Origin of the sequence: Psychroflexus montanilacus (assembly GCF_020164535.1) — a bacterium.
Lineage (GTDB): Bacteria > Bacteroidota > Bacteroidia > Flavobacteriales > Flavobacteriaceae > Psychroflexus > Psychroflexus montanilacus.
Window position 1 is genome coordinate 56,327 of the sequence record NZ_JAIQZC010000002.1, and the last position, 23,032, is coordinate 79,358.

Consider the following 23,032-nt stretch of genomic DNA (forward strand, 5'->3'; position numbering starts at 1 on the left):
AGACATGAAAATTCTTTTTTTTACAATTGCCAGCTTATTAATTACAGCCACTACATTTAGTCAGAAATGGCTAGATAATACATGTCCTATTGAAAAAGAAGTGTCCAATGAAGAATACACTTCTGCAAAGCCAAGTAATTTACTCACACTCATTATTGATCAAGAAGGAAAATTATTGATGAACGGGAAGAGGAATGAGGGTATGTCTGAAATACAATTTAAAGAGTCCGTTTATGATTTTTTGACAAATCCCGAAAAAGATAAAACCAAAGCAGAATCCCCTAAAGAAGCTATAATCGCACTAGGATCTTATGGTGATCATGATTCTTATGATCTCATCTTAAGATATGTGAGAGAAGTTTACTTATACGCCTGGGATACTGCTTCAGAAGAAAAATATCAAGCTATTTATGCCGATTTAGACTGTAAAAAAAGAAAGAAGATAAGATCTAGTGAATTTCCTTACAATGTTTTGCAGTTGAATACAAAAGAGAAAGACAAGAAAAAACCTAGTTTTTCACCTGGTGTACCTCCATTTGAAGGTGACGTAAAAGATAATTAGATTTCTAAATCTATTGTTTGAACTATTTGATCTCTACTGGAACCAATTTCCAGATGTAGTGAAATAAAATCTTTAAGGTTTACAAGCTTCAATTCCCCTTTTTTAATTCGTTCAAAGCCTGCATCATCGCATTCACAGACTTTACCAAAAATTACTTTTTGATTTTGTAGGCTGTGATTTCTAGAGTGTATCTCTCTAAAACTTGATGGAATCTGTAAATAAATTTCCTCGGTATAGTCCGCTTTTTTATCTGAGTTTTTGTATTGTATAAATATGACCTGAAAATCAGGATCATCTCCAAATGAAACTTCAGATATAGATTCAGAATCTTGAACCAGAATCAGTTTGGTTTCTTTAAAAACTTGAACTTCACAATTACCACCACCAGGACAATCTTGAAGAGATGGTTTATCAGTCTGGGCACTTTTACAAGCCACAAGCACAAGAAGTACCAAAAGGCTTAAATGTTTCATTAGAGGATTATATTTTGTGCAAATAAAGGCATCCTATTCTTAAACAAAAGAGATATAAAGATTTATTTATCAGTTTTTCAATCCAAGAGTCTTCAACAATAACTTTTGTTTAACTTCAAAGATATTTTATTAAACATTTAAATAATTATTTTTGAGGTATGATATATGAAATTAACACCAAACAGAAATTGCCTATTACAAAACAAGAAGCATGGCAATTCCTGTCTGATCCAAAAAACCTTCAAGAAATCATGCCAGATGATATGGGTTTTGAAATATTATCTGGTGCGGATAGAAAAATGTTTACGGGTCAACTTCTACAATACAATGTAACACCACTTCCAGGGTTCAAAACAAAATGGGTAACTGAAATTACACATGTAGAAGAGCCAAATTATTTTGTGGATATTCAACTCTACGGACCATATGCTTTATGGCATCACAAGCATTTTATACATGAAATTGAAGGTGGTGTTGAAGTAGAAGATTTAGTTCACTACAAAATACCCTTTGGTGCACTAGGCCGGTTGATGCACCCATTAGTTGTGAAACCCAAATTGAATAAAATTTTTAAAGCTAGAGAAGCTAAAATGATCGAAAAATTCGGTCATTTTGAAAATCAAAATAAATAACAAGTTATGAAAAAGAATATTTTACTTATCGGAGGATCTAAAGGTATAGGCTTAGAAATCGTAAAAGAACTAAGTCCCAACCACAATGTGATTGTGGCCTCAAGATCCGATGAAAACTTAGCAGATTATGATGTGACGTATCATAAATTTGATGCGCTTACAGATGATATTGCAGATTTAGATTTGCCAGACACACTAGATGGATTTGTATACTGTCCAGGCAGCATCAATTTGAAGCCATTCAAGATGATGAAACCAGACGTGTTTGAAGAAGACTTTCAACTTAACTTTATGAGTCTAGTGAAAACAACTCACGGGGTTCTTTCTAAATTGAAAAACTCTGAGCAAGCTAGTATTGTCTACTTCAGCACGGTTGCAGTCCAAACTGGAATGCCATTTCACACGAGTGTAGCTGCCGCCAAAGGAGCGATTGAAGGTTTTGCAAGATCCCTTGCTGCTGAATATGCTCCTTCTTTTAGGGTGAATGTCATTGCACCATCACTTGTAAATTCTCAACTAGCAGGCAAATTGTTGGGTAGTGACAAGAAGAAAGAAAAAATGGATGAAAGACACCCATTAAAGCGTGTAGGAGAACCAGCAGACATTGGTAAAATTGCCAGTTTTTTACTATCAGATGATTCTACCTGGATTACTGGACAAGTTCTTGGTGTAGACGGTGGTATGGGAAGTCTGAATGTAAGTTAGATGTCAATTAAAGTTTTAAAAAATCTTCTTGCAAGTTAACTATCTTGTAAGAAGATTTTTTATGTTTAAACAAACCTAAAGTTAATAAGATGAGTGATAAAGTAAGAGTGTTTTGGTTCCGAAGAGATATGCGTCTAGAGGATAATGTGGGTTTATATCACGCATTGTCTGGAGATTTTCCAGTTTTGCCTTTATTTATCTTCGACAAGCACATTCTCGATGAATTGCCAAAAGATGATGCTCGGGTCACGTTCATCCATGATGAATTGCAAAAAATGCGGTCCCATCTTCAGGATAATTTCGGCTCTTCGATTGCTACTTATCACGACACTCCAGAAAATGCTATCCATCAGGTTATAGAAGATTATGAGGTGGAAGCTATTTATACCAATAGAGATTACGAGCCTTATGCTTACAAGCGCGATGCAAAAATCAATGCGCTTTTAGCTGAAAAAGGAATTGAATTTCACGACTTCAAGGATCAGGTTATTTTTGAAAAAACAGAAGTCGAAAAAAATGATGGCGGCATGTATCTGGTTTTTACGCCATATATGAAACAATGGAAAAAGGAGTTTCAAAACATAGAAGTGAACCCCTTCCCTTCTGAGGATATACTCGATAATACTTATAAAAATACAAGATTACCCAATGTGTCTTTAGCTGATATGGGGTTTGAAAGGTCTTCTATAAAAGTTCCTGATTATAATTTGGATAAAGATCTTCTAAAAAATTATGAAGACACCCGCAACCTTCCTGCTGTTGAAGGAACTTCAAGGCTAAGTCCGCACCTTAGATTTGGGACTATAGGGTACAGAAAAGTCGTCAAGAAGGCCTTATCCGTAGAAAATGAAACCTTCCTGGATGAATTGATCTGGAGAGAATTTTACAAGGCGATACTACATCATTATCCAGAAACGCAAAACAGGGCGTTCAAACCCAAATACGATCGCATCCAATGGCGCAACGACGAAGCTGAGTTTGAAAAATGGAAAAAAGGGGAAACGGGCTATCCTATTGTGGATGCGGGCATGCGACAGCTCAATAAAACAGGCTGGATGCACAATCGGCTACGAATGGTCGTGGGTAGTTTTCTTTGCAAGCATTTGTTGATCGACTGGCGCTGGGGGGAAGCTTATTTTGCTGAAAAGCTTTTGGATTACGAAATGTCTTCCAACGTAGGAGGCTGGCAGTGGGTTGCAGGCTCTGGTGTTGATGCTGCTCCATACTTTAGAGTTTTCAACCCTTATTCTCAAACCGACCGTTTTGACAAAGACAAGACCTTCATAAAAAAATGGGTGCCAGAAATGGATACAGCTAAGTATCCAGAGCCAATGGTAGAACACAGACTGGCAAGAGAACGTTGTTTAGAAACCTACAAAGAGGCAGTTAAAAAATAAAAGTTATGAAGAGGTTAGGATGGTAAATGTAGTATGGCTAAAGCGAGATTTGAGAATACACGACCACGCGCCGTTATATGAGGCTCTACAAAAGCAACACCCTGTACTCCTTTTATACATTTTCGAACCCCTATTGTTGAAAGATCCGCATTATAGCGAACGTCATTTTAGATTCATCAAAGAATCTCTTCATGAACTTCAAAGTGAATTAGCAGCATATCAAACTCAGGTGCTGGTTGTAAAATCTTCTGCTGAAGAAGCCTTCCGAAAGATGCATTCGCAGTTAAAAATTAAAACGGTTTTTTCACACCAAGAAACAGGCTTACACCTCACTTTCCAAAGAGATAAAAGACTGAAGAAAATGTTTGCTTCAGAAAAAATTCAGTGGAAAGAATTCATCAATAATGGCGTAATTCGCGGATTAAAAAACCGAAAAACATGGGTGAACTCCTGGGAAACTTTCATGACCCAAGAACCAATTTCCTTTTCACCAAGTCCTGGACAATTTGTGGATTCTCAAACCATCCAAAAGCTTAAAGGTCATTTTGAAGACGAACGTCTTCATGTAGAAAGAGATACAAATTTTCAGAAAGGAGGCCGAAAGACGGCCTTACGTTACCTCAAAAGTTTCCTGGAAGAACGCTACCCCAATTATCAAAATCACATTTCAAAACCGCTTTTAGCCAGAAAATCTTGCAGCCGATTGTCGCCTTACATCGCCTGGGGTGTCTTATCCATGCGGGAAGTGATTCACGCTTCTATGGAAATTGAAAACCAGACAAAGCATAAGCAGGCTCTCAGTCAGTTTCAATCCAGGTTGCGCTGGCAGGCGCATTTCATTCAGAAATTCGAAATGGAATACAAAGCTGAATTTCAAAATTTCAATGCTGCCTTCAATGTCCTGAAACATCCTAAAAACCATACTTTGGTCCAAGCCTGGAAAAAGGGACAAACAGGTTTTCCTTTGGTAGATGCGAGCATGCGTTGTTTAACTCAAACGGGATATCTCAATTTCAGAATGCGAGCGCTTTTAGTATCATTTTTTACACACTTGCTATGGCAAAAGTGGCAGGATGCCTCAGAACATCTGGCGAGTTTATTTTTAGATTTTGAGCCTGGCATCCATTATCCACAATTGCAAATGCAGGCTGGTACTACTGGTATTCACACCTTACGAATCTACAACCCCGTCAAAAATTCCTACAAACACGATCCTGAAGGCGATTTTATTCTGAAATACGTTCCAGAACTGAATTCGATTCCTAAAGAATTTGTACACGAGCCATGGAAACTAACTAGCATGGAACAGGCCATGTATAATTTTGAATTGGGCAGGGATTACCCAGAGCCTATCGTCGATTTAGAATCTTCTCGTCAACAGGCCTCCGATGCAATCTGGAAAATCATCCAATCTGAAAGATCCAAAGTTGAAGGTAAGAAAATCCTAAAACGTCACACCATAAGAGGGAGTCATTAACTAAATCTGAGTCTAGCTTTTTCAAGATCTTCTGGGGTATCAATTCCAATACTCACTTCCTGAGTTTCTACCATTTTAATGGTTTTTCCATTTTCCAAATAACGAATGCATTCTATCTTTTCTGCAGCCTCCAACGGACTCATTGGCAAGTTATAAAATGCCATCAAGGCTTCTTTTCTGAAGGCATAAATGCCTACATGCTTAAAATAATCAACATCAAACTCTTTAGCTCTATGGAATGGAATAGCTGATCTGGAAAAGTATAGCGCAAAGTTATTCAAATCAGTGATTACTTTCACATGATTTGGATTGATAATATCTTGTTCGGTAGTTAATTTCACCTTCAATGAAGCTAAATCTATATGCTTTTCTTTGTCAGTTTCAAAAACATTCAACAACTGACTTAAAGCCTTTTTATTAATAAAAGGTTCGTCGCCTTGAACATTAATAACAATATCAACATTCATATCTTGAACAGCCTCTGCAATGCGATCGCTTCCACATTCATGCTCTTTTTGACTCATGATAGCCTGACCTCCGTGCTTTTCAATTTCAGAAAAAATGATTTTGGAGTCGGTTACGACATAAACTTCATCAAATAATTGAGTAGATCTTGCTGCTTCATAAGTACGGACAATAACAGGCTTTCCTGCTAAATCCTGCATCAGCTTCCCAGGAAACCTAGAAGCTTCGTAACGGGCAGGAATCATGGCTATAACTTTGAATGGTTTTGACATATTGAAATAAATTAATCTCTAATTCTCTAATTGTTTTTCGGTAAAAAAATCATCTTTAAAACCAATTAAATACAGTTTTTCTTTTGCTCTGGTACAAGCTGTATACAGCCATCTTAGATAATCTTTTGTGACTCCATCTGGTAAATACGGCTGCTCTACAAAAACGGTGTCCCATTGTCCCCCTTGTGATTTGTGACAGGTTATTGCATAACTGAATTTTACCTGAAGAGCATTAAAAAATGGATTTTGCTTTACTTTTTGAAACTTCTTGTATTTGGAGGTGATGTCTTCGTAATCTTTCATCACTTCCTGGTAAAGTTCATTGGACTTTTCGTAAGGAAGCGATGGTGAGTTTAAGGTTAAGGTATCCAACATAATCACCGTTTCAAAAGGCTTCATTTTAGGGTAGTCTACCATCTGGACTTTAACTTCTGCAAACCTGAATCCATAAAGCTCCTTTAAACCAAAAATCTCCAGAATTTCTACGATATCTCCGTTGGCAATAAATCCAGCATCACTTTTCGGCTTAACCCAAAAGTAATTGTTCTTGACCACCATCAAGAAATCACCAGGGGCAATTTCATCTTCCCGAAGAAGAATCCTACTTCGGATTTGTTGATTGTAAAGGTTGGCTCTTTTGTTGGATCTCACGATGATGGCAGTCTCTTCATGGCCCAGATTATCATAAGCTTCATTGATGGCATCTAGGATCTCATATCCATCCACAAGTCTCACCATATCGGCTTTTTCTGATAATTCAAATTTAAAATTTTCAAAATCTTCATCCTCGATGGTTTCCCGGATCTTGGTAGCATTCAAAAGTATGCTACTTTCCAGTTTTTGCCTGACTACCTCATCCAACTCTACAGGAATCACATCCATCTGGTAATGATTAGTTAGAGTTTTTTCATCTAGAGCTGGACTCAAATTGGATTTCACAGGGGGCAGTTGAGCGGTGTCTCCAATAAAAATCAATTTACAATTGTCTCCAGAATAGACGTATTCCATAAGATCATCCAATACAGAACCTCTATTGAAAAGCTGATCTCCGCTTGGAAAATCTGGAATCATTGAGGCTTCATCGACTATAAAAATGGTATTTTTATGCTTATTGACTTGTGGAACAAATTCAACTCCGCCGCCGCTAGTGCTTTTAGGCTGATAAATTTTACGATGAATCGTTTGTGCATATTGATTGCTATAATTGGAAATCACCTTAGCAGCTCTTCCCGTAGGCGCTGCCAAAATCACTTTCTTTTTAGCTTTCCAAATATTTTTAACCAGAGTTCCAATGATCGTGGTTTTCCCTGTTCCTGCATAACCTTTCAATAAAAAAATACGATCTACGGATGTTTCTAAGACAAATTTAGACAAAAGCTGAAGCGTAAGATCCTGCTTAGGTGTGGGTGAGTGTCCAAAATCAGTTTTGAGTGCTTTGTAAAACTCCTGGTTATCCATAAAAGGGGTTGTGATTCTTAAAATTCAAATATAAGCACGATTTTTTTGTGCTAATCTTTTGTGATTGAAAAAAAATTGTAGTTTTGCTTATATCAAAAATTCTTAATTTCAAGTTATGAAGATCGTAATACAAATTGTTCTTTGGGTTGTTATCGGCGTTTTAGGCTACTTTACATACCATGCAGTCTACGGACCAGTAGAATTCAATAAAATAAGAGACGAACGCTATATAGATGTTGTCGAAAAGATGAAGGATATTCGTGACGTGCAATTGGCTCACAAAGAAATTGTGGGGGATTTTGAAGACAATTTTCCAGATTTAATTAAATTTATTGATACTGCTCAGTACGTAATTACCCAAAGAAGAGATACAACATTTCTTGATGAAGAGTACAGAAAAACTTACGGTGTAGATCAATATATTGAAGACATTGTCATTGACACTCTAGGTTTTGCTTCTGTAAAAGACTCCATTTTTGGATCTTCAGACAGGTATAAGAATTTGATGTATATTCCAAATACAGATAATAAAGAATTTGAAATTGAGGCAGGTTTCTTAACAGATGAAGATACTAAAATTCCAGTTTTTGAAGTAAAAGCTTCCAAAGACATCATACTTGCTGACCAACCTAGGGATTTGGTTATACAGGAAAAACAAACTAAATCTGTAGATGGCGTAGATGGCGCTTACATTCAGGTTGGTTCTATGAAGCAGCCAAAAACTAACGGAAACTGGCCAAAAAACTTTGGTGATAATTAATGAGTGAAAACTTTTCATACAAAACTAATAGACTATCCATCTTCATTTTACAAGATGGATTTTCTTTTTTAGTGAAGAATGAAAATTCTACTCCCCTTGCTTTTGAAAATTTCAAACTTGGAAAGTCTGCTTCTGCTTCAGAATTGCTTAAGTTGTTGAGAAGTAAAATTCATACTGAATTTATTCAAAGAGAAGAAGTTCGGGATCTTGAAGTCCTTTATGGAAATCCACAATTCACTGTGATTCCTCAAGAATACTTCGATGAATCTCAGCTTCCTCATTATTTAAAATACAATTCCAAACTCATTGAAGGTGATGATTTCTCTTTTGATGAAATTTCGTCAATACAAGCCAATACCGTTTACATTCCTTATGTAAATATTAATAATTATCTTTTCGAAGTCTTTGGGAGCTTTGAATTTACACATGTGCTCACAGGCCTCATCAATAAGGGGTTCAAAAAAAGTCAGGATATTGATGAATATATTTACGTACATGTGAGCCATCAGATGATATATTTTACAGCATTCAAAAATCAAAAAATGCTTCTATCCAATGCTTTTTCTTTTGAAACTGCAGAGGATTTTGCTTATTACATTTTATTTACGATTGAAGAATTAAAATTCGATCGTGAAAATATGACTATAGGGTTTAGTGGTAAATTTTTCAATACCGAAAAAAATACAGCACTTACAATTCTTTCTACTTACCTTAGGCATATTTCATTTTTAAATGAAATAGCACCCGAATCCTTAGAAAATCAAGAAGGTTTTCAAGAGCATTTTAATCTTTTATAACTTATGAGAATTGTATCTGGACGTCTGAAAGGACGAAGAATTATAGCCCCAAAAAAACTTCCTGTAAGGCCTACAACCGATATGGCTAAGGAGGGTCTTTTTAACATATTGAACAACAGACTTCGCTTTCAGGAAATTGAAGTCATAGATTTATTTGCTGGCATTGGCAGTATTTCTTTTGAATTTATTTCCAGAGGAACAGAACGCATCACAGCGGTTGATACAAATTATGACTGTATCAAATTTCTTACTAAAACCTGCGATGATCTTGACTTAAGCCTTCACATCATTAAAAGTGATGTGTTTGATTTTCTAGAAAAAACTCCTCTAAAAGCTGATCTTATATTTGCAGATCCTCCATATGATTTACCGGTTGAAGAATTCGAAACAATAGAAAACACAGTAAGAGAAAGGTCACTTTTAAACGAAGATGGACTATTAATCATCGAACATTCTAAGCATATGAGTCTGGAACATATCTCTACATTTTCAGAACAACGAAGATATGGGAATTCGATATTTAGTTTTTTTAGGTTTAATGTGGTCAATAAATAACTTTTGAAGTGAACTTACTTCAGAAAAGAATTTTCAAAACAGATTAATTACCTTTGTAAAAATTCAGATATGAAAAGCTTTTTGCCTTCAGAATTGGAAACTAAACATGTCTATGGAATGCTTTCAGGCTCGGTTGGCCCACGTCCTATTGCCTTTGTGAGCAGTGTAGATGGGAATGGAAATCCAAATTTGTCACCATACAGTTTTTTCAATGTCTTTAGTGCAAACCCTCCAATTTTAATTTTTTCACCCGTAAGACGGGTTAGGGACAACTCTATAAAGCACACTCTAGAGAATGCTTTAGAAACTAAGGAAGTTGTCATCAACGTAGTAAACTGGGATCTTGTCCAACAAGTTTCTTTATCCAGTACAGAATACGAGCAAGGTGTAAATGAATTTGAAAAATCGGGTTTAACAATGCTGGAATCGGATCTGGTAAAACCTCCCCGAGTCAAGGAATCTCCTGTTCAATACGAGTGTAAAATTAACGATACGATTGCTTTAGGCGAAGAAGGAGGTGCAGGCAATCTAGTCATTGCAGAAGTAGTAAAAATCCATATTAGAGAAGATTTGTTAGACGAAGGTTTGCACATCGATCAACATAAAATAGATTTAGTATCTAGAATGGGAGGTAATTGGTACTCCAGAGCAAACCAAGGCATGTTTGAAGTAGAAAAACCTTTGCAAAGGAAAGGAATTGGTGTAGACCAATTGCCAAAAGCAATTCGGCTGAGTTCTATTTTAACCGGCAATGACTTAGGAAAACTTGGAAATATTGAAGAACTACCCAACCCTACTAAAGTTCAACAGTTTATTACTGAGCATGATTTGGGACATTTCATAGAAGAAAGCTCGGATAAACGAATCCATCTTATCGCACAAGAATACATAGAAAAAAATGAGCTTGAAAAAGCTCTGAATATATTACTCGCAAAACAATAATTATGGAAGTACAAGGAAAAATTAAAGTATTAGGAGAAACCAAGGAATTTGGTAGTAATGGTTTCAGAAAGAGAGAAATGGTCGTAACCACAGAGGAACAATATCCTCAGCATATTTTGATTGAGTTTGTTCAGGACAAAACAAACTTGCTGGACAATTTCAATGTTGGACAAAATGTAAAGGTGGGAATCAACCTGAGAGGACGTGAATGGGTAAGCCCTCAGGGAGAAACCAAATACTTCAACTCACTGAATGGTTGGAGAATAGAAAATGTAGATCAAAACAGTTCTGCAGGTTCACCTCCTGTACCACCATCCGATCAGTTTGAACCAGTTCAAGATTTAAACGATGATGACGAAGACGATTTACCCTTCTAAATGATTTCCAATTTTATAAATTCACAGCTCTAGACATGCTAGAGCTTTTTTTATTTTTACTTTACCATATTTAAAATTCAAGCTGCTTGATTTCCAAACTGGAATTATTTTTTGCCAAGGTTCTCCCCTCTCCTTTTACGCTAAGTATTGGGCTTACATTGGTTACCCTTATACTGGCGTTTCTCTTTGGTAGCTTTACTGGAGAACATTCTCAAGTGGTCGCTACACTGGAAGCTTGGCAAGCCGGGCTTTGGAATAAAAATCTATTGGTTTTTGGTTATCAAATGATGCTGATTTTAGTTCTAGGTCACGTGTTAGTCTTAAGTACACCGGTCAATAGACTCTTAGAATTTATTACTAAAGGTGCCACAAATACTAAAAGTGCTGTGGTTTTGGTAAGTATCAGTACCATGCTAATGGGATTTTTCAACTGGGGATTGGGATTGATTTTTGGAGCTATTCTGTCTAGAAAGATTGGAGAAAAATCGGCAAGAGAAAACCTGGATATCAATTATCCTTTAATTGGAGCTTTAGGTTATTCGGGGATGATGGTTTGGCACGGTGGTATTTCTGGATCTGCTCCTTTAAAAGCTGCAGAAGAAGGACACTTGCATTCGATCATGAGTAAAATTCCTTTAGACTTCCCTTCAGAATTATCTACTGCTGAAACCACCTTCAGTGTGAGCAATCTCATTATTTTTGGAGTGATTATAATAGTAGTTCCCTTTATTTTCAGAAATATTAAGCGTAGATCAGCTTTAAAATTTGATACCTTAACACTTAAAAATGAAGCAGTATCAAATTCCGAAGAAAAGAAAGTGCATCCGCTGGAAAGAAACAGAGTACTGCCATTAATCTTCGGAGGACTTCTTACGCTTTGTTTTTTCATCGTCTATTTTCAAAATATCTTGGAGCTAAATCTTACTCCCAATATGCTCAATTTTTTGATGTTGGGCCTGGGTATTTTGTTTCATCAATCTATTACCCGGTATTTAACATCTCTGGCAGAAGCCATTAAAGGCGCTTCTGGTATTTTAATTCAATTTCCTCTGTATTTTGGAATCATAGGAGTAATGAAAGAGAGTGGTCTGGCAGTAAGTTTTGCTCAGTTTTTTATTAGTATTTCTACCGAGACCACACTTCCCATTTACACATTCATTAGTTCTGGGATTGTAAATATTTTTGTGCCTAGTGGTGGCGGACAATGGGCTATACAAGGACCAATTGCACTAGAATCTGCTTTAAAACTTGGGGTACCTTTGCCAAAAATCATCATGGCATTAAGTTACGGAGATCAGGTCACAAATATGCTCCAGCCCTTTTGGGCTTTACCACTTCTCGCTATAACCAAGTTAAGGGCGAGTGACATTTTCCCATTCACTTTTTTATTATTTATCATTGGCAGTATTATCTTTATAGCTGGCTTACTTTTATTTTGAAACATGTATAAACTAACGAAAGACATTATATTTCCACATCCCAAATTTGCTGACGAAAAAGGCTTACTTGCCTTTGGAGGCGATCTGAGTTTAGAACGTATTAAAATTGCTTATGAAAATGGAATTTTTCCATGGTATGAAGAAGGACAACCTATTTTATGGTGGAGCCCGGACCCTAGAATGGTGTTGTTTCCAGAAAATTTGAAAATTTCAAAATCTATGAAGAAGCTTTTTAAGGAAAAAGCATTTAAAGTAACCTACAACAAGCATTTTGAATATGTCATGCGCAAGTGCGCAAACATAAATAGAGACAAGCAAGAGGGTACCTGGATCACAGGAGATATGATTGAAAGTTATATCAACTTACATGAAGCAGGCATGGCCAAATCTATTGAAGTCTGGAAAGATGATGAAATTGTTGGTGGACTTTATGGTATATTACTCAAGGAAAAAAAAGTATTTTGTGGCGAAAGTATGTTTACTGAAGTTGACAATGCTTCCAAATATGGCTTCATCACTTTAGTAAAAAACATGGAGAAAAACGGCATTACTTTGATCGACTGCCAGGTGTATACTAAGCATCTTGAAAGCCTTGGCGCAGAAGAGATAAGCAGGCACAATTTTCTGACTATTTTGAACTCTAAAGCTTAGAACTAAGAAATCTTTGTTCCGTTTGCAATTTTGTGGTCTGGAGATAAAAGTGAAGTTCCAACTTCTTCATCTACACCTGCGAGCACTAGACATTCGCTCATCAAGGTTGCAATTTGTTTGGGTGGGAAATTGATCACAGCTATGATTTGTTTTCCATGGAGTTTCTCTGCAGCATAAAGAGTTGTGATTTGAGCTGAAGAGCGTTTTATGCCTAATTCCCCAAAGTCAATTTCAAGCTTTAAGGAAGGCTTTCTTGCTTCTTTAAACAATTCAGCTTTGATAATTGTTCCAACACGTATATCAACCTTTTGAAAATCAGACCAACTTAAATTTGACTCAGTATTTTTCATTCTTTAACTCTGTTTTAAAGTATAGTTTTTATCTATATCGAAATCAAGTAAAAGTAATCTTCTTTTATAATTGCCTTAACGAAGTAGATTTCAATAAACATTAAGTTTACAAAAAAAAATAGATTATGAGTCAACAAGCCTTATTAAAACCCATAAAAATGGGAGATTTAGAATTGAAAAATAGAGTTATCATGGCTCCAATGACTAGAAATAGAGCCGATAATGAACACAATGCACCTACAGATTTACATGCTGAGTATTATAAGCAACGTGCAAGTGCAGGATTGATCATAAGTGAAGGATCTCAGGTTTCTTATGAAGCCAGAGGTTATATCAACACTGCTGGTATTCATCTACCAGAACAGATTGAAGGCTGGAAAAAAGTTACAGAAGCTGTTCATAATGAAGGTGGAAAGATTTTCGTTCAATTATGGCATGTAGGTAGAATTTCTCACCCAGATTTTCATGATGGAGAAAAACCAGTGGCGCCAAGTGCAATTAATGCTAACGCACAATGCTATACTGAAGAGGGTTTTAAAGACACGGTAGAGCCTAGAGCCATGACGACAGAAGAAGTCAAACTTACTGTTCAAGACTTCAAAAGAGCGGCTAAGAATGCAGTGGATGCAGGTTTTGATGGTATTGAGATTCATTCTTCAAACGGTTACCTGATCCACCAGTTTTTTAATAAATCTTCCAATCAGCGAACTGATGAATATGGAGGTTCCATTGAAAATAGAGCTAGAATTCTTTTTGAAATTATTGAAGCTACTAAAGTATATTTTCCAGAAAACAGAATTGGTTTACGTTTAAATCCTTCACTAGATGGAATTTTTGGAATGGAAGCCGATGAAGAAACGATTCCTACTTTTGAGTATATTGTTAAAAAGCTAAACGATTATGATCTGGCTTATGTTCATTTATCTGAACCATTTAATGATGTGAGTGATAAAGATTATCTTGTTAGCAATATTGCTGAACACTTCAGACCTTTATACAAAGGAAATTTAATGATTAACGCAGGGTTTGACCAAAAGAGTGGTAATAAAGTAATTGAAGAGGGTAAAGCAGATATGGTCGCTTACGGAAAATTATTTATTTCCAATCCAGACCTTCCTATCCGTTTTGAAAAAAATGCTGAACTCCAGGATTGGGATCAGGATACTTTTTATGCCCCTGGCAAAAAAGGATACACAGATTATCCAAAACTTGAAGAAGAAAAAGCTTCGTAATTTTGTTTAATTTTTAACAGTAAAAGTTTAAACAATAATTAATTTTAGGTCGATTAATCATCGACCTTTTTTTATGCCTCATTATACCAAAGACGATATCATCAATTTACCAGGATTGGAACGCATGCACCTTATTAATTCCTGTGGTGGCGTAAAATCTGCTAATCTAATAGGAACGATTTCAAAGCAAGGGATCACCAACTTAGCAGTTTTCAATTCAGTGATACACTTGGGCAGCAATCCGCCCATGTTGAGTTTTATGCTAAGACCTACAACGGTAGAAAGGCATTCTTACAACAATTTTAAAGAAAAAAGTCATTTTACAGTAAATCACATTCATGAAAGTTTTGTGGATAAAGCGCACCAAACATCAGCTAAATATGATGAAGATGTTTCAGAATTTAAAGCAGTAGGATTGACTGAAGACTACATCGATGGTTTTGAGGCCCCTTTTGTGAAAGAGTCTAAAATCAAGATGGGCTGCACATACGTGAACGAATATTTTATCAAGGAACATGGCTGTCGCCTAATCATAGGAGAGATTCAGCATCTTTTAGTGGAAGATGGCATACAGGGAAAAGATGGATTTTTAGATTTAACACAGGCAAATTCAGCAGGAATTATCGGCCTTGATGGCTATGTAAAAACTGAACTTATCGAAAGATTTGAATATGCAAGACCAAATAAGAAATTGAAACCTTTGAATAAATAATGGCACATAAAAAACCACATTTACCAGAGAAAATTTGTGCCACTTGCGGTTTACCATTTGCCTGGAGAAAAAAATGGGAGAAGAATTGGGATAACGTCAAATATTGTAGTGAAAAATGCAGAAGAAACAAGACATAAACATCGTATGGTTTAGAAACGACCTGCGTACCAAAGATCAAAAATCTCTTTACGAAGCCTGCCAGCAAGACGAACAACTTATTGGCGTCTATTGCTTCGACCCCAGACATTATGAGACTACCAAATATGGGTTCAAAAAAACTGAAAAATACAGAGCCAAGTTTTTGATAGAATCTGTTACTCAGCTTGCTTCCAACTTGGAGACGCTTAACATCAGCCTTAAGGTAGAGCATGATGAGACAGCGAAAATTTTTGAAAAATTAGCTGAAGAATACAGAATCAAAACTGTTTTTTTTCAAACCGAATGGACAGATGAAGAAAAGCAAGTAGAAACCGAAGTAAAATCAGTGTTGACCAACACAGATTTTATCGATCATTACAATCAGTTTCTGTTTCACCCAGACGATGTGCCTTACGATGACTTCAGTCAAATTCCAGAAGTGTATACCAACTTTAGGAAAAAATGCGAGAAACAAAGTCAGATTAGAGAAGAAATCCCAGTACCAGAGCCACGTTCAAAAGACAATTTGCTTGACATTACTACCACCATTCCGAGTCTCACAGAGCTTGGTTTGGAAGAATTTGAAGTCGATGAGCGCTCTGCATTTCCTTTTCAAGGAGGTGAAGATTCTGCGTGGAAGCGCTTGCAAGACTACTTCTGGGACACCAAAAAGCTGCAATATTACAAGAAAACCAGAAACGGATTATTAGGTACAGACTACAGCTCCAAATTTTCGGCCTGGTTGGCTAATGGAAGTATTTCAGCGGTTTCCATTTACCATGAGGTAAAAAGATTTGAAAAGGAAATCAAGAAAAATCAGGACACATACTGGCTTATTTTTGAGCTGATTTGGAGGGATTATTTCAAATACATTTCCTTAAAACACGGCAATAAAATCTTCCAACTCGGTGGTGTATTGAACAAAGATTACGACTGGGGAACTCATGAAAAAGCCCTGAATCAATGGATCAACGGCAATACGCCAGAGCCATTCGTCAATGCAAATATGATCGAGATTCGCGAAACGGGCTTTATGAGTAATCGCGGTCGACAGAACGTCAACAGTTATTGGGCCAAGGAATGGAAACAAGACTGGCGCATTGGCGCGGCCTATTTTGAAGCCATGCTGGTAGACTACGACGTCCACAGCAACTGGGGCAATTGGATGTACAATTCTGGCGTTGGCAATGATCCACGTGATAGAAAATTCAACATCAAAAGCCAGGCAGACCGTTACGACGCCAATGGAAAATACCAGCGCACATGGTTGCAAGACACTTTGTTTTAGAAGCCAAGAACCTGCTCTCAGCTCTATCTTGTTCTGTTAGTGGCGGCCCAACTCTGCTTGCAAAAGAGCTTCTTACCAGTCGCTTTTTGCACTGCAGTTGGCTAAGCCACTTCCAGAACAAGGATGCCGCTTCCATCAGGGCTATAGTGAGATATTAGATTTTAGACAAATAGACAAAGTTTTAGTTATAAAAAGATTTAGGTTATGAAAAAAACACTGCGATTTATATTAGGAGATCAGCTTAATCACAAGCATTCCTGGTTTCAGGAAAAAAGTGATGATGTTATCTATTTTATGGCAGAAACTCAACAGGAAACTGGATATGTCAGACATCATGTACAAAAAGTCGTGGCTTTTTTCTTATCGATGAGAAATTTTGCCAGGGAACTGGAAGAGCAAGGCCACCGAGTTATTTATTACCAAATTGATGACAAGGAAAATGAACAGGACCTACCTGACAACCTCAACAAACTTATTGATAAAGAAAATATTGAGCATTTTGAGTACCTCTATCCGGATGAGTACCGCCTGGACATGAAGCTGAAAACCTTCTGCAACAAGCTTGATATTTCTAGTAAAGCTTATGACACTGAGCATTTCTATACCCAAAGAGAAGACATTGAAACATTCTTTGAAGGTAAAAAAGAAATGACCATGGAATACTTTTACCGAGATATGCGCAAAAAGCATGGTATCATGATGCTTGATGACAAAAAACCAGAAGGTGGGGAATGGAATTACGACAAAAGCAATCGTAAAAAATGGACAGGAAAACCTCCAATCCCGAAAGCAAAAACTTTTCATAAAGACGTAGATGGAGTTTTAAAGCAGTTGGAAGCTATGAATGTCAAAACCATGGGAAGAATTGACAAAGACAAATTCCCATGGCCAACATCCAGAGAAGAATGCCTGGAGGTTTTAGACTATTTTTGTAAAAACCTGCTAGTACACTTTGGAGATTATGAAGATGCTTTACATACCGATCAAAAATTTCTCTTCCATTCCCGTTTATCCTTTGCGATGAACAGCAAAATGCTGTCTCCAAAAGAAGTCGTAGAAACCACTTTAGATTATTATTACGAACACAAAGATGATATCGATATTTCACAGATAGAAGGCTTTGTAAGGCAAATATTAGGCTGGAGAGAATTCATGAGAGGGATTTACTGGAAAGAAATGCCGGGTTATAAGTCCAAAAATGAATTGCAAAACACCAACAAACTCCCCGACTTTTACTGGACTGGTGAAACGGATATGAACTGCCTCAAACATGCTGTCAACCAAAGTCTGGATGATGCCTATGCACATCACATCCAAAGGCTTATGATTTTAGGAAATTTTGCGTTGTTAACGATGACAGACCCAGATGAAGTGGACGCCTGGTATCTAGGCGTTTATATCGATGCCATAGAATGGGTGGAATTGACAAATACAAGAGGAATGAGTCAATTTGCAGACGGTGGCATTGTAGCAACCAAACCCTATGTATCTAGCGGGAGTTACATCAACAAGATGGGAAATTATTGCAAATCCTGTAAGTATAAGGTAAGTAAAAAAGAAGGTGATGATGCCTGTCCGTTTAATAACCTATACTGGAATTTTCTTTACGAAAAACAGGAGCATTTCAAAAACAATCAACGCATGAATATGATGATGAGTCTGCTCAAGAAAATGAACAAAGAAACACTTGATAATCACATCAATCGCTCAAAAGAAATAATAAAAAACCCTAGCAATTTTTAATATATTTCAGAAATTTCAATACTTTTGGGTTTAAATCAAAAATCAAAACAAATGAAAAAGTCAATTTTATCTATCACTATGGCTGCCCTTCTAGGTCTTGGCGTAGTGAGCTGTAGAGAACAAAAAAGCGAATCTGAAAAAGCTGCTGATGAAGTAGAAGAAACAATGGAAGATGCTGGTGATGAAATGGAAGATGCAGCTGATGATGCTGGTGATGCTATGGAAGATGGCTACGAAGATACTGAAGACGCAGTTGAAGACGGAGCTGACGAAGTAGAAGACGAAGCGGAAGACACTAAAAGTGAAATGTAATTAATCCCTACATTCTTAACTTTATAAAAAGCTTATACATATTTCAGTATAAGCTTTTTATTTTATGTATTTTTTCATTTCAGACTGAAGAGCCTTTGCTTTTGACTTAGCTTTTTCTGCAAAATCGTTTTGGTTTGATGCATAAATAATTCCTCTAGCGGAATTAATAAGTAGTCCGTAATTACTATTCATTCCAAATTTGCACACCTCATCCAAAGAACCTCCCTGAGCTCCAACGCCTGGAATCAACAAGAATTGATTGGGTAAAATGCCTCTAATTGATTTTAAATGTGTTGCCTTTGTCGCACCGATGACATACATCAATTGCTCACTATTCTCCCAGGTTTGTGAAGTTTTAAGTACCTGTTCAAATAGAAATTCTGAATCTGTTTTTAAAAATTGAAAATCATCTGCGCCAGAATTGGAAGTCAGACCTAGAAGTATAGTATGCTTATCTTTGAATTCAAGAAAAGGTTCGACCGAATCTTTCCCCATATAAGGCGCAACGGTAATCGAATCAAAGTTTAAATCCTCGAAAAAAGCTTTGGCATACATTTTTGAGGTGTTACCAATATCTCCACGCTTGGCGTCTGCTATGGTAAATTGCTCTGGATAAAATGTGTTTAGATAATCAATAGTTTTTTTGAGTGCTTTCCAACCTTTAATGCCGTAAGCTTCATAAAACGCAATATTTGGCTTATAGGCTACACAATATTCCTGCGTAGCTTCAATGATAGCTTTATTAAATTCAAAAATAGGATCTTCTTGAGAAAGTAGATGTTTTGGAATTTTATCCATATCTGCATCCAGTCCAACGCAAAGCATTGATTTTTTCTTTTCAATCTGTTGAATAAGCTTTTGAATATGCATTGGCTAGCTATAGGTCGTCAGAAATATTTTTGAGCTTTTCAGTATTATCCACAAGTTTCAATTCATTGATGATCTTTTCAATATCACCGTTGATAATGTTGTCGAGGTCATAAAGCGTTAAGTTAATTCTGTGATCCGTTACTCGACTTTGGGCATAATTATAAGTTCTGATCTTAGCACTTCGGTCTCCACTAGTCACCATAGAACCTCGCTTTTCAGCATCTTCAGCTTGTTTTTTGGCAAGTTCCATTTCATAAAGTCTGGAACGTAAAACCCTAAAAGCTTTTTCCTTATTTTTATGTTGTGATTTTTGATCCTGACACTGCGCTACGATTCCGGTTGGCTCATGGGTAAGTCTTACTGCAGAATAAGTAGTATTCACTGACTGCCCACCAGGACCTGAAGAACAGAAATAATCTATCCGCACATCTTTAGGGTTTACTTCAACATCAAATTCCTCGGCTTCTGGAAACACCATCACTGTAGCCGCACTGGTGTGAACTCTGCCTTGTGTTTCTGTTTGTGGCACACGCTGCACACGGTGAACACCAGCTTCATACTTCAGCGTTCCATAGACATCTTCGCCAGAAACTTCAAATTGAATTTCTTTATACCCGCCATTAGTACCTTCACTATAATCCACAACATCCACCTTCCAGCCTTTATGCTCACAGTATTTTGAAAGCATTCTGAAGATATCTCCTGCAAAAATACTAGCCTCATCTCCTCCAGCTCCTGCTCTCACTTCTACAACAGCATTTTTAGCATCTTCAGGATCTTTAGGAATCAACATCATTCTGATCTTCTCCTCCAGTTTCGGCAATTCATCCTTGGCTTCATCGTATTGAAGTTTAGCCATATCTACCATTTCCTGATCGGACTCATTAGAGATAATTTCTTCCGCCTCTTCTAAATTGTTCTTAAGTTCAATGTAAGCCTCTCGCTCATCCATGATAGCTTTGAGGTCTTTGTATTCTTTAGAAAGTTCGATATATCGTTTTTGATCCGACATGATATCTGGCTGTATGATTAAATCACTTACCTCGTCGAATCTTTGTTTTATAAAATTTAATTTGTCTAGCATATTTCTTTAATGTGGTGCAAATTTAAATGAATTCTAAGGAAAATCTTAATACAAACTAGTATATATCTACTATACTTCAGTTTATAATTCAAGTTGAATACCTATAGCTAATTGTTGTTTCAATTGAATTCTAGGGCCGAGTTCGATTTCACTTCCATCTGGAGCCTCTCCAGTCACTTTTATATCGTCATCATAACGAATATGAGCTCCAAGATTAGCTCTCATAAAATTATTAATTTTAAAATTTAACATAAGCTCCAAGTCGATCACTATGTTCCCGAAATTATTTAAATAATCTGTGTACAAGCTTGACCTGCTTATTAAAACCGTGTTGTCAAATAATTGTTGCTCCAACTGATTTGAAACGAGAATTCCCAATTCATTTCTTATATTTTCACCTTCTTCTATGATATTACCATTTACATCTCTTGTAGCACCTCTCACTCCAAAGGAGCCACTATTGGCCAAGCGTTGATTCATTACAATTGTAGTTCTCTGTGTCAATGGGGATAAGTAAAGTTCAAACTTATCATCGGTTTCAACATATTTTGCGCCTACCCCAACAAACATATAGCCCGGAGCCAAAAATTCTGAAATGGCGGTTTCAGTATCTGGATAATTGAATCCCCTGGCGACCTGGGTTTGGAAACTAAATTTTCCTGAATAAAACCATTTGGAATTTTTTGAAACTTCGTAGCCAAAAGAAGAACTTAGCTCAAGATCATCATCTGTTTTTCTTAGCTCCTGTTCCTCCTGCTGGTTGATTCCATATCGAAATCTAAATTGATTTTGCCATCTGAATCCATCATTTCTATAGGTTCTCCCAATCCTCATCCCATATAAGCCAGAAATAGAATTTGTTCCACCAGCATTCCAGTTCACAAACGCTACTTCACTTACATCCAGAGAAAAGTTATTTACAGACTCCCAAAAACTAGTTCTCCCTGTAGTTGGTATAAGTTCATTGAAAGTAAAGCTATAAAACTCTTGGACATCAAGACTGGTAGTAATCAATGGCACAGGTCCAATTGGAAAAATCTGTTCACCAATTGATTCCACCCTTTGGATTTCACCAAATGACTGCGAATGGCTTTGTACAATAAAGCCAAATACTAAAATACTTACTAAAACTCTATTCATTAAATACTATTGATACTCAAAATGACCATGTTCCGAAGTAATTCTTAAGGATTTTCTATCTGAAGCTTCTACCCTACCAATAATCTTTGCATCTACATTAAAGCTTTTTGAAATATCTATAATTCCCTGAGCTATAGATTCGTCCAGATAAAATTCAAGCCTGTGACCCATATTGAATACTTGATACATCTCTTTCCACTCGGTCTGGCTTTCATTTTGTATGAGTTTGAATAACGGAGGAACCTCGAACATATTATCTTTTATAATATGTAAGTTTTCAATGAAATGGAGAATTTTTGTCTGAGCTCCACCACTACAATGCACCATGCCATTGATGGACTTTCTACCAAGTTTTTCAAATATCTTTTTAACTATCGGTGCATAAGTGCGAGTTGGGGACAAAATGAGTTTACCAACATCTGGAAGATCTTTTGAAATCTTATCAGTAAGTGATTTACTACCAGAATATATAAGGTCCTTCGGAACAGAGGGGTCATAAGATTCTGGATATTTTTCAGCTAGTTTAGAATATAACACATCGTGTCTTGCAGAAGTGAGTCCATTGCTACCCATACCTCCGTTGTATTCCGTCTCATAAGTAGCCTGACCAGATGAAGAAAGCCCAACAATTACATTTCCTGGTTTTATATTGGCATTATCAATGACTTCATCTTTCCTCATTCTTGCAGTGACTGTGGAATCTACAATAATTGTACGAACAAGATCTCCTACATCGGCAGTTTCACCACCAGTAGTATAAATATTTACACCGTGAGTTTTCAGGTTTTCAACAATAGATTCTGTTCCATTTATGATCTCAGCAATCACTTCACCAGGAATTAAATTCTTATTTCTCCCTATCGTTGAAGAAAGCAAAATATGATCTGTTGCTCCAACACAAAGCAAGTCATCTATATTCATAATAAGTGCATCCTGTGCTATTCCTTTCCAAACCGATAAATCACCGGTTTCTTTCCAATATAAATAAGCCAAGGAGGATTTAGTTCCTGCTCCGTCTGCATGCATAACCACACAATGCTCATCGCTTCCTGTGAGATAATCTGGTACGATCTTGCAAAAAGCTTTTGGAAATACTCCTTTATCTATATTTTTTATCGCTTTATGAACATCTTCTTTTTGAGAAGAGACACCTCTTTTTGCATATCTATCTTGATCACTCATTGTTAAAAATTTGTTGCAA

General features: G+C 36.6%; 26 protein-coding genes. 18 read left to right on the top strand and 8 right to left on the bottom strand.

Annotated features, from left to right (window positions below):
• The first annotated feature begins 4 nt into the window (after positions 1–4).
• Entirely contained in the window at positions 5–562 is a 558-nt protein-coding gene (locus LB454_RS07010) for a hypothetical protein (RefSeq protein WP_224463932.1), read from the top strand.
• Here LB454_RS07010 and LB454_RS07015 read toward each other — a convergent pair.
• Positions 559–1,035: a hypothetical protein gene (locus tag LB454_RS07015; protein WP_224463933.1), complete on the bottom strand. Its 477-nt coding sequence runs from the start codon at positions 1,033–1,035 to the stop codon at positions 559–561. The two genes, LB454_RS07010 and LB454_RS07015, sit on opposite strands and share 4 nt — an antisense overlap.
• 158 nt (positions 1,036–1,193) lie before the next feature.
• On the opposite strand from LB454_RS07015, the gene LB454_RS07020 reads away from it, so the two are divergent.
• The 4 genes from LB454_RS07020 (at position 1,194) to LB454_RS07035 (ending at position 5,246) form a co-directional block, all read left to right on the top strand.
• Complete coding sequence (locus LB454_RS07020) at positions 1,194–1,667, top strand: SRPBCC family protein (RefSeq protein WP_224463934.1); 474 nt, start codon at positions 1,194–1,196, stop codon at positions 1,665–1,667.
• 6 nt (positions 1,668–1,673) lie between these two features.
• Positions 1,674–2,372, top strand: a complete 699-nt coding sequence (locus tag LB454_RS07025; RefSeq protein ID WP_224463935.1) for an SDR family NAD(P)-dependent oxidoreductase — start codon at positions 1,674–1,676, stop codon at positions 2,370–2,372.
• Positions 2,373–2,461: 89 nt separating this feature from the next.
• Positions 2,462–3,769, top strand: coding sequence for a cryptochrome/photolyase family protein (locus LB454_RS07030; protein WP_224463936.1), 1,308 nt, complete (start codon positions 2,462–2,464; stop codon positions 3,767–3,769).
• 19 nt (positions 3,770–3,788) lie between these two features.
• The gene (locus LB454_RS07035; protein WP_224463937.1) at positions 3,789–5,246 is read left to right on the top strand and encodes an FAD-binding domain-containing protein; all 1,458 of its coding nucleotides are present in this window, start codon (positions 3,789–3,791) and stop codon (positions 5,244–5,246) included.
• Here LB454_RS07035 and kdsB read toward each other — a convergent pair.
• On the bottom strand, positions 5,243–5,983 hold the full coding sequence (kdsB, locus tag LB454_RS07040) for a 3-deoxy-manno-octulosonate cytidylyltransferase (RefSeq protein WP_224463938.1): 741 nt from the start codon (positions 5,981–5,983) through the stop codon (positions 5,243–5,245). The genes LB454_RS07035 and kdsB overlap by 4 nt on opposite strands.
• Before the next feature lie 18 nt (positions 5,984–6,001).
• The gene (locus tag LB454_RS07045) at positions 6,002–7,441 is read right to left on the bottom strand and encodes an ATP-dependent DNA helicase (protein ID WP_224463939.1); all 1,440 of its coding nucleotides are present in this window, start codon (positions 7,439–7,441) and stop codon (positions 6,002–6,004) included.
• Positions 7,442–7,556: 115 nt separating this feature from the next.
• On the opposite strand from LB454_RS07045, the gene LB454_RS07050 reads away from it, so the two are divergent.
• The 7 genes from LB454_RS07050 (at position 7,557) to aat (ending at position 12,962) form a co-directional block, all read left to right on the top strand.
• Positions 7,557–8,201, top strand: coding sequence for a hypothetical protein (locus tag LB454_RS07050; protein WP_224463940.1), 645 nt, complete (start codon positions 7,557–7,559; stop codon positions 8,199–8,201).
• Positions 8,201–8,998: a DUF3822 family protein gene (locus LB454_RS07055; protein WP_224463941.1), complete on the top strand. Its 798-nt coding sequence runs from the start codon at positions 8,201–8,203 to the stop codon at positions 8,996–8,998. Before LB454_RS07050 ends, LB454_RS07055 begins: the two co-directional genes overlap by 1 nt.
• Before the next feature lie 3 nt (positions 8,999–9,001).
• Positions 9,002–9,553 (top strand): RsmD family RNA methyltransferase, encoded by a 552-nt coding sequence (locus LB454_RS07060; protein WP_224463942.1) that lies wholly within the window; start codon positions 9,002–9,004, stop codon positions 9,551–9,553.
• Positions 9,554–9,622: 69 nt separating this feature from the next.
• On the top strand, positions 9,623–10,495 hold the full coding sequence (locus LB454_RS07065; RefSeq protein ID WP_224463943.1) for a flavin reductase family protein: 873 nt from the start codon (positions 9,623–9,625) through the stop codon (positions 10,493–10,495).
• A 2-nt stretch (positions 10,496–10,497) separates the two neighbouring features.
• Positions 10,498–10,872: a DUF3127 domain-containing protein gene (locus tag LB454_RS07070; RefSeq protein WP_224463944.1), complete on the top strand. Its 375-nt coding sequence runs from the start codon at positions 10,498–10,500 to the stop codon at positions 10,870–10,872.
• Between the two features lie 86 nt (positions 10,873–10,958).
• A complete protein-coding gene (locus LB454_RS07075; RefSeq protein ID WP_224463945.1) occupies positions 10,959–12,311 on the top strand; it encodes a short-chain fatty acid transporter in 1,353 nt (450 codons plus the stop codon).
• Between the two features lie 3 nt (positions 12,312–12,314).
• Positions 12,315–12,962: a leucyl/phenylalanyl-tRNA--protein transferase gene (gene aat / locus LB454_RS07080; protein ID WP_224463946.1), complete on the top strand. Its 648-nt coding sequence runs from the start codon at positions 12,315–12,317 to the stop codon at positions 12,960–12,962.
• Positions 12,963–12,964: 2 nt separating this feature from the next.
• Here the strand turns inward: aat and LB454_RS07085 are convergent, their stop codons facing one another.
• Positions 12,965–13,312, bottom strand: coding sequence for a tRNA-binding protein (locus LB454_RS07085; RefSeq protein WP_224463947.1), 348 nt, complete (start codon positions 13,310–13,312; stop codon positions 12,965–12,967).
• 125 nt (positions 13,313–13,437) lie between these two features.
• On the opposite strand from LB454_RS07085, the gene LB454_RS07090 reads away from it, so the two are divergent.
• From LB454_RS07090 to LB454_RS07115, 6 genes are all read left to right on the top strand, one after another.
• Positions 13,438–14,544 carry an alkene reductase gene (locus LB454_RS07090; RefSeq protein ID WP_224463948.1) on the top strand — a complete coding sequence of 369 codons (1,107 nt, stop codon included), beginning with the start codon at positions 13,438–13,440 and terminating at the stop codon, positions 14,542–14,544.
• Positions 14,545–14,617: 73 nt separating this feature from the next.
• Positions 14,618–15,256, top strand: coding sequence for a flavin reductase family protein (locus LB454_RS07095; RefSeq protein WP_224463949.1), 639 nt, complete (start codon positions 14,618–14,620; stop codon positions 15,254–15,256).
• Entirely contained in the window at positions 15,256–15,393 is a 138-nt protein-coding gene (locus tag LB454_RS14140) for a DUF2256 domain-containing protein (protein WP_224463950.1), read from the top strand. Before LB454_RS07095 ends, LB454_RS14140 begins: the two co-directional genes overlap by 1 nt.
• A complete protein-coding gene (locus LB454_RS07105) occupies positions 15,372–16,682 on the top strand; it encodes a DASH family cryptochrome (protein ID WP_224463951.1) in 1,311 nt (436 codons plus the stop codon). Before LB454_RS14140 ends, LB454_RS07105 begins: the two co-directional genes overlap by 22 nt.
• A gap of 204 nt (positions 16,683–16,886) precedes the next feature.
• Positions 16,887–18,425, top strand: a complete 1,539-nt coding sequence (locus LB454_RS07110) for a cryptochrome/photolyase family protein (RefSeq protein WP_224463952.1) — start codon at positions 16,887–16,889, stop codon at positions 18,423–18,425.
• Between the two features lie 51 nt (positions 18,426–18,476).
• Positions 18,477–18,737, top strand: a complete 261-nt coding sequence (locus LB454_RS07115) for a hypothetical protein (RefSeq protein ID WP_224463953.1) — start codon at positions 18,477–18,479, stop codon at positions 18,735–18,737.
• A 57-nt stretch (positions 18,738–18,794) separates the two neighbouring features.
• On the opposite strand, the gene pyrF is transcribed toward LB454_RS07115, so the two are convergent.
• From pyrF to LB454_RS07135, 4 genes are all read right to left on the bottom strand, one after another.
• Positions 18,795–19,607, bottom strand: a complete 813-nt coding sequence (gene pyrF / locus LB454_RS07120) for an orotidine-5'-phosphate decarboxylase (protein ID WP_224463954.1) — start codon at positions 19,605–19,607, stop codon at positions 18,795–18,797.
• A 7-nt stretch (positions 19,608–19,614) separates the two neighbouring features.
• A complete protein-coding gene (prfA, locus tag LB454_RS07125; RefSeq protein WP_224463955.1) occupies positions 19,615–20,691 on the bottom strand; it encodes a peptide chain release factor 1 in 1,077 nt (358 codons plus the stop codon).
• 81 nt (positions 20,692–20,772) lie between these two features.
• Entirely contained in the window at positions 20,773–21,831 is a 1,059-nt protein-coding gene (locus LB454_RS07130; protein WP_224463956.1) for a DUF3078 domain-containing protein, read from the bottom strand.
• A gap of 6 nt (positions 21,832–21,837) precedes the next feature.
• Entirely contained in the window at positions 21,838–23,013 is a 1,176-nt protein-coding gene (locus LB454_RS07135) for an AIR synthase related protein (RefSeq protein WP_224463957.1), read from the bottom strand.
• Positions 23,014–23,032 lie beyond the last annotated feature (19 nt).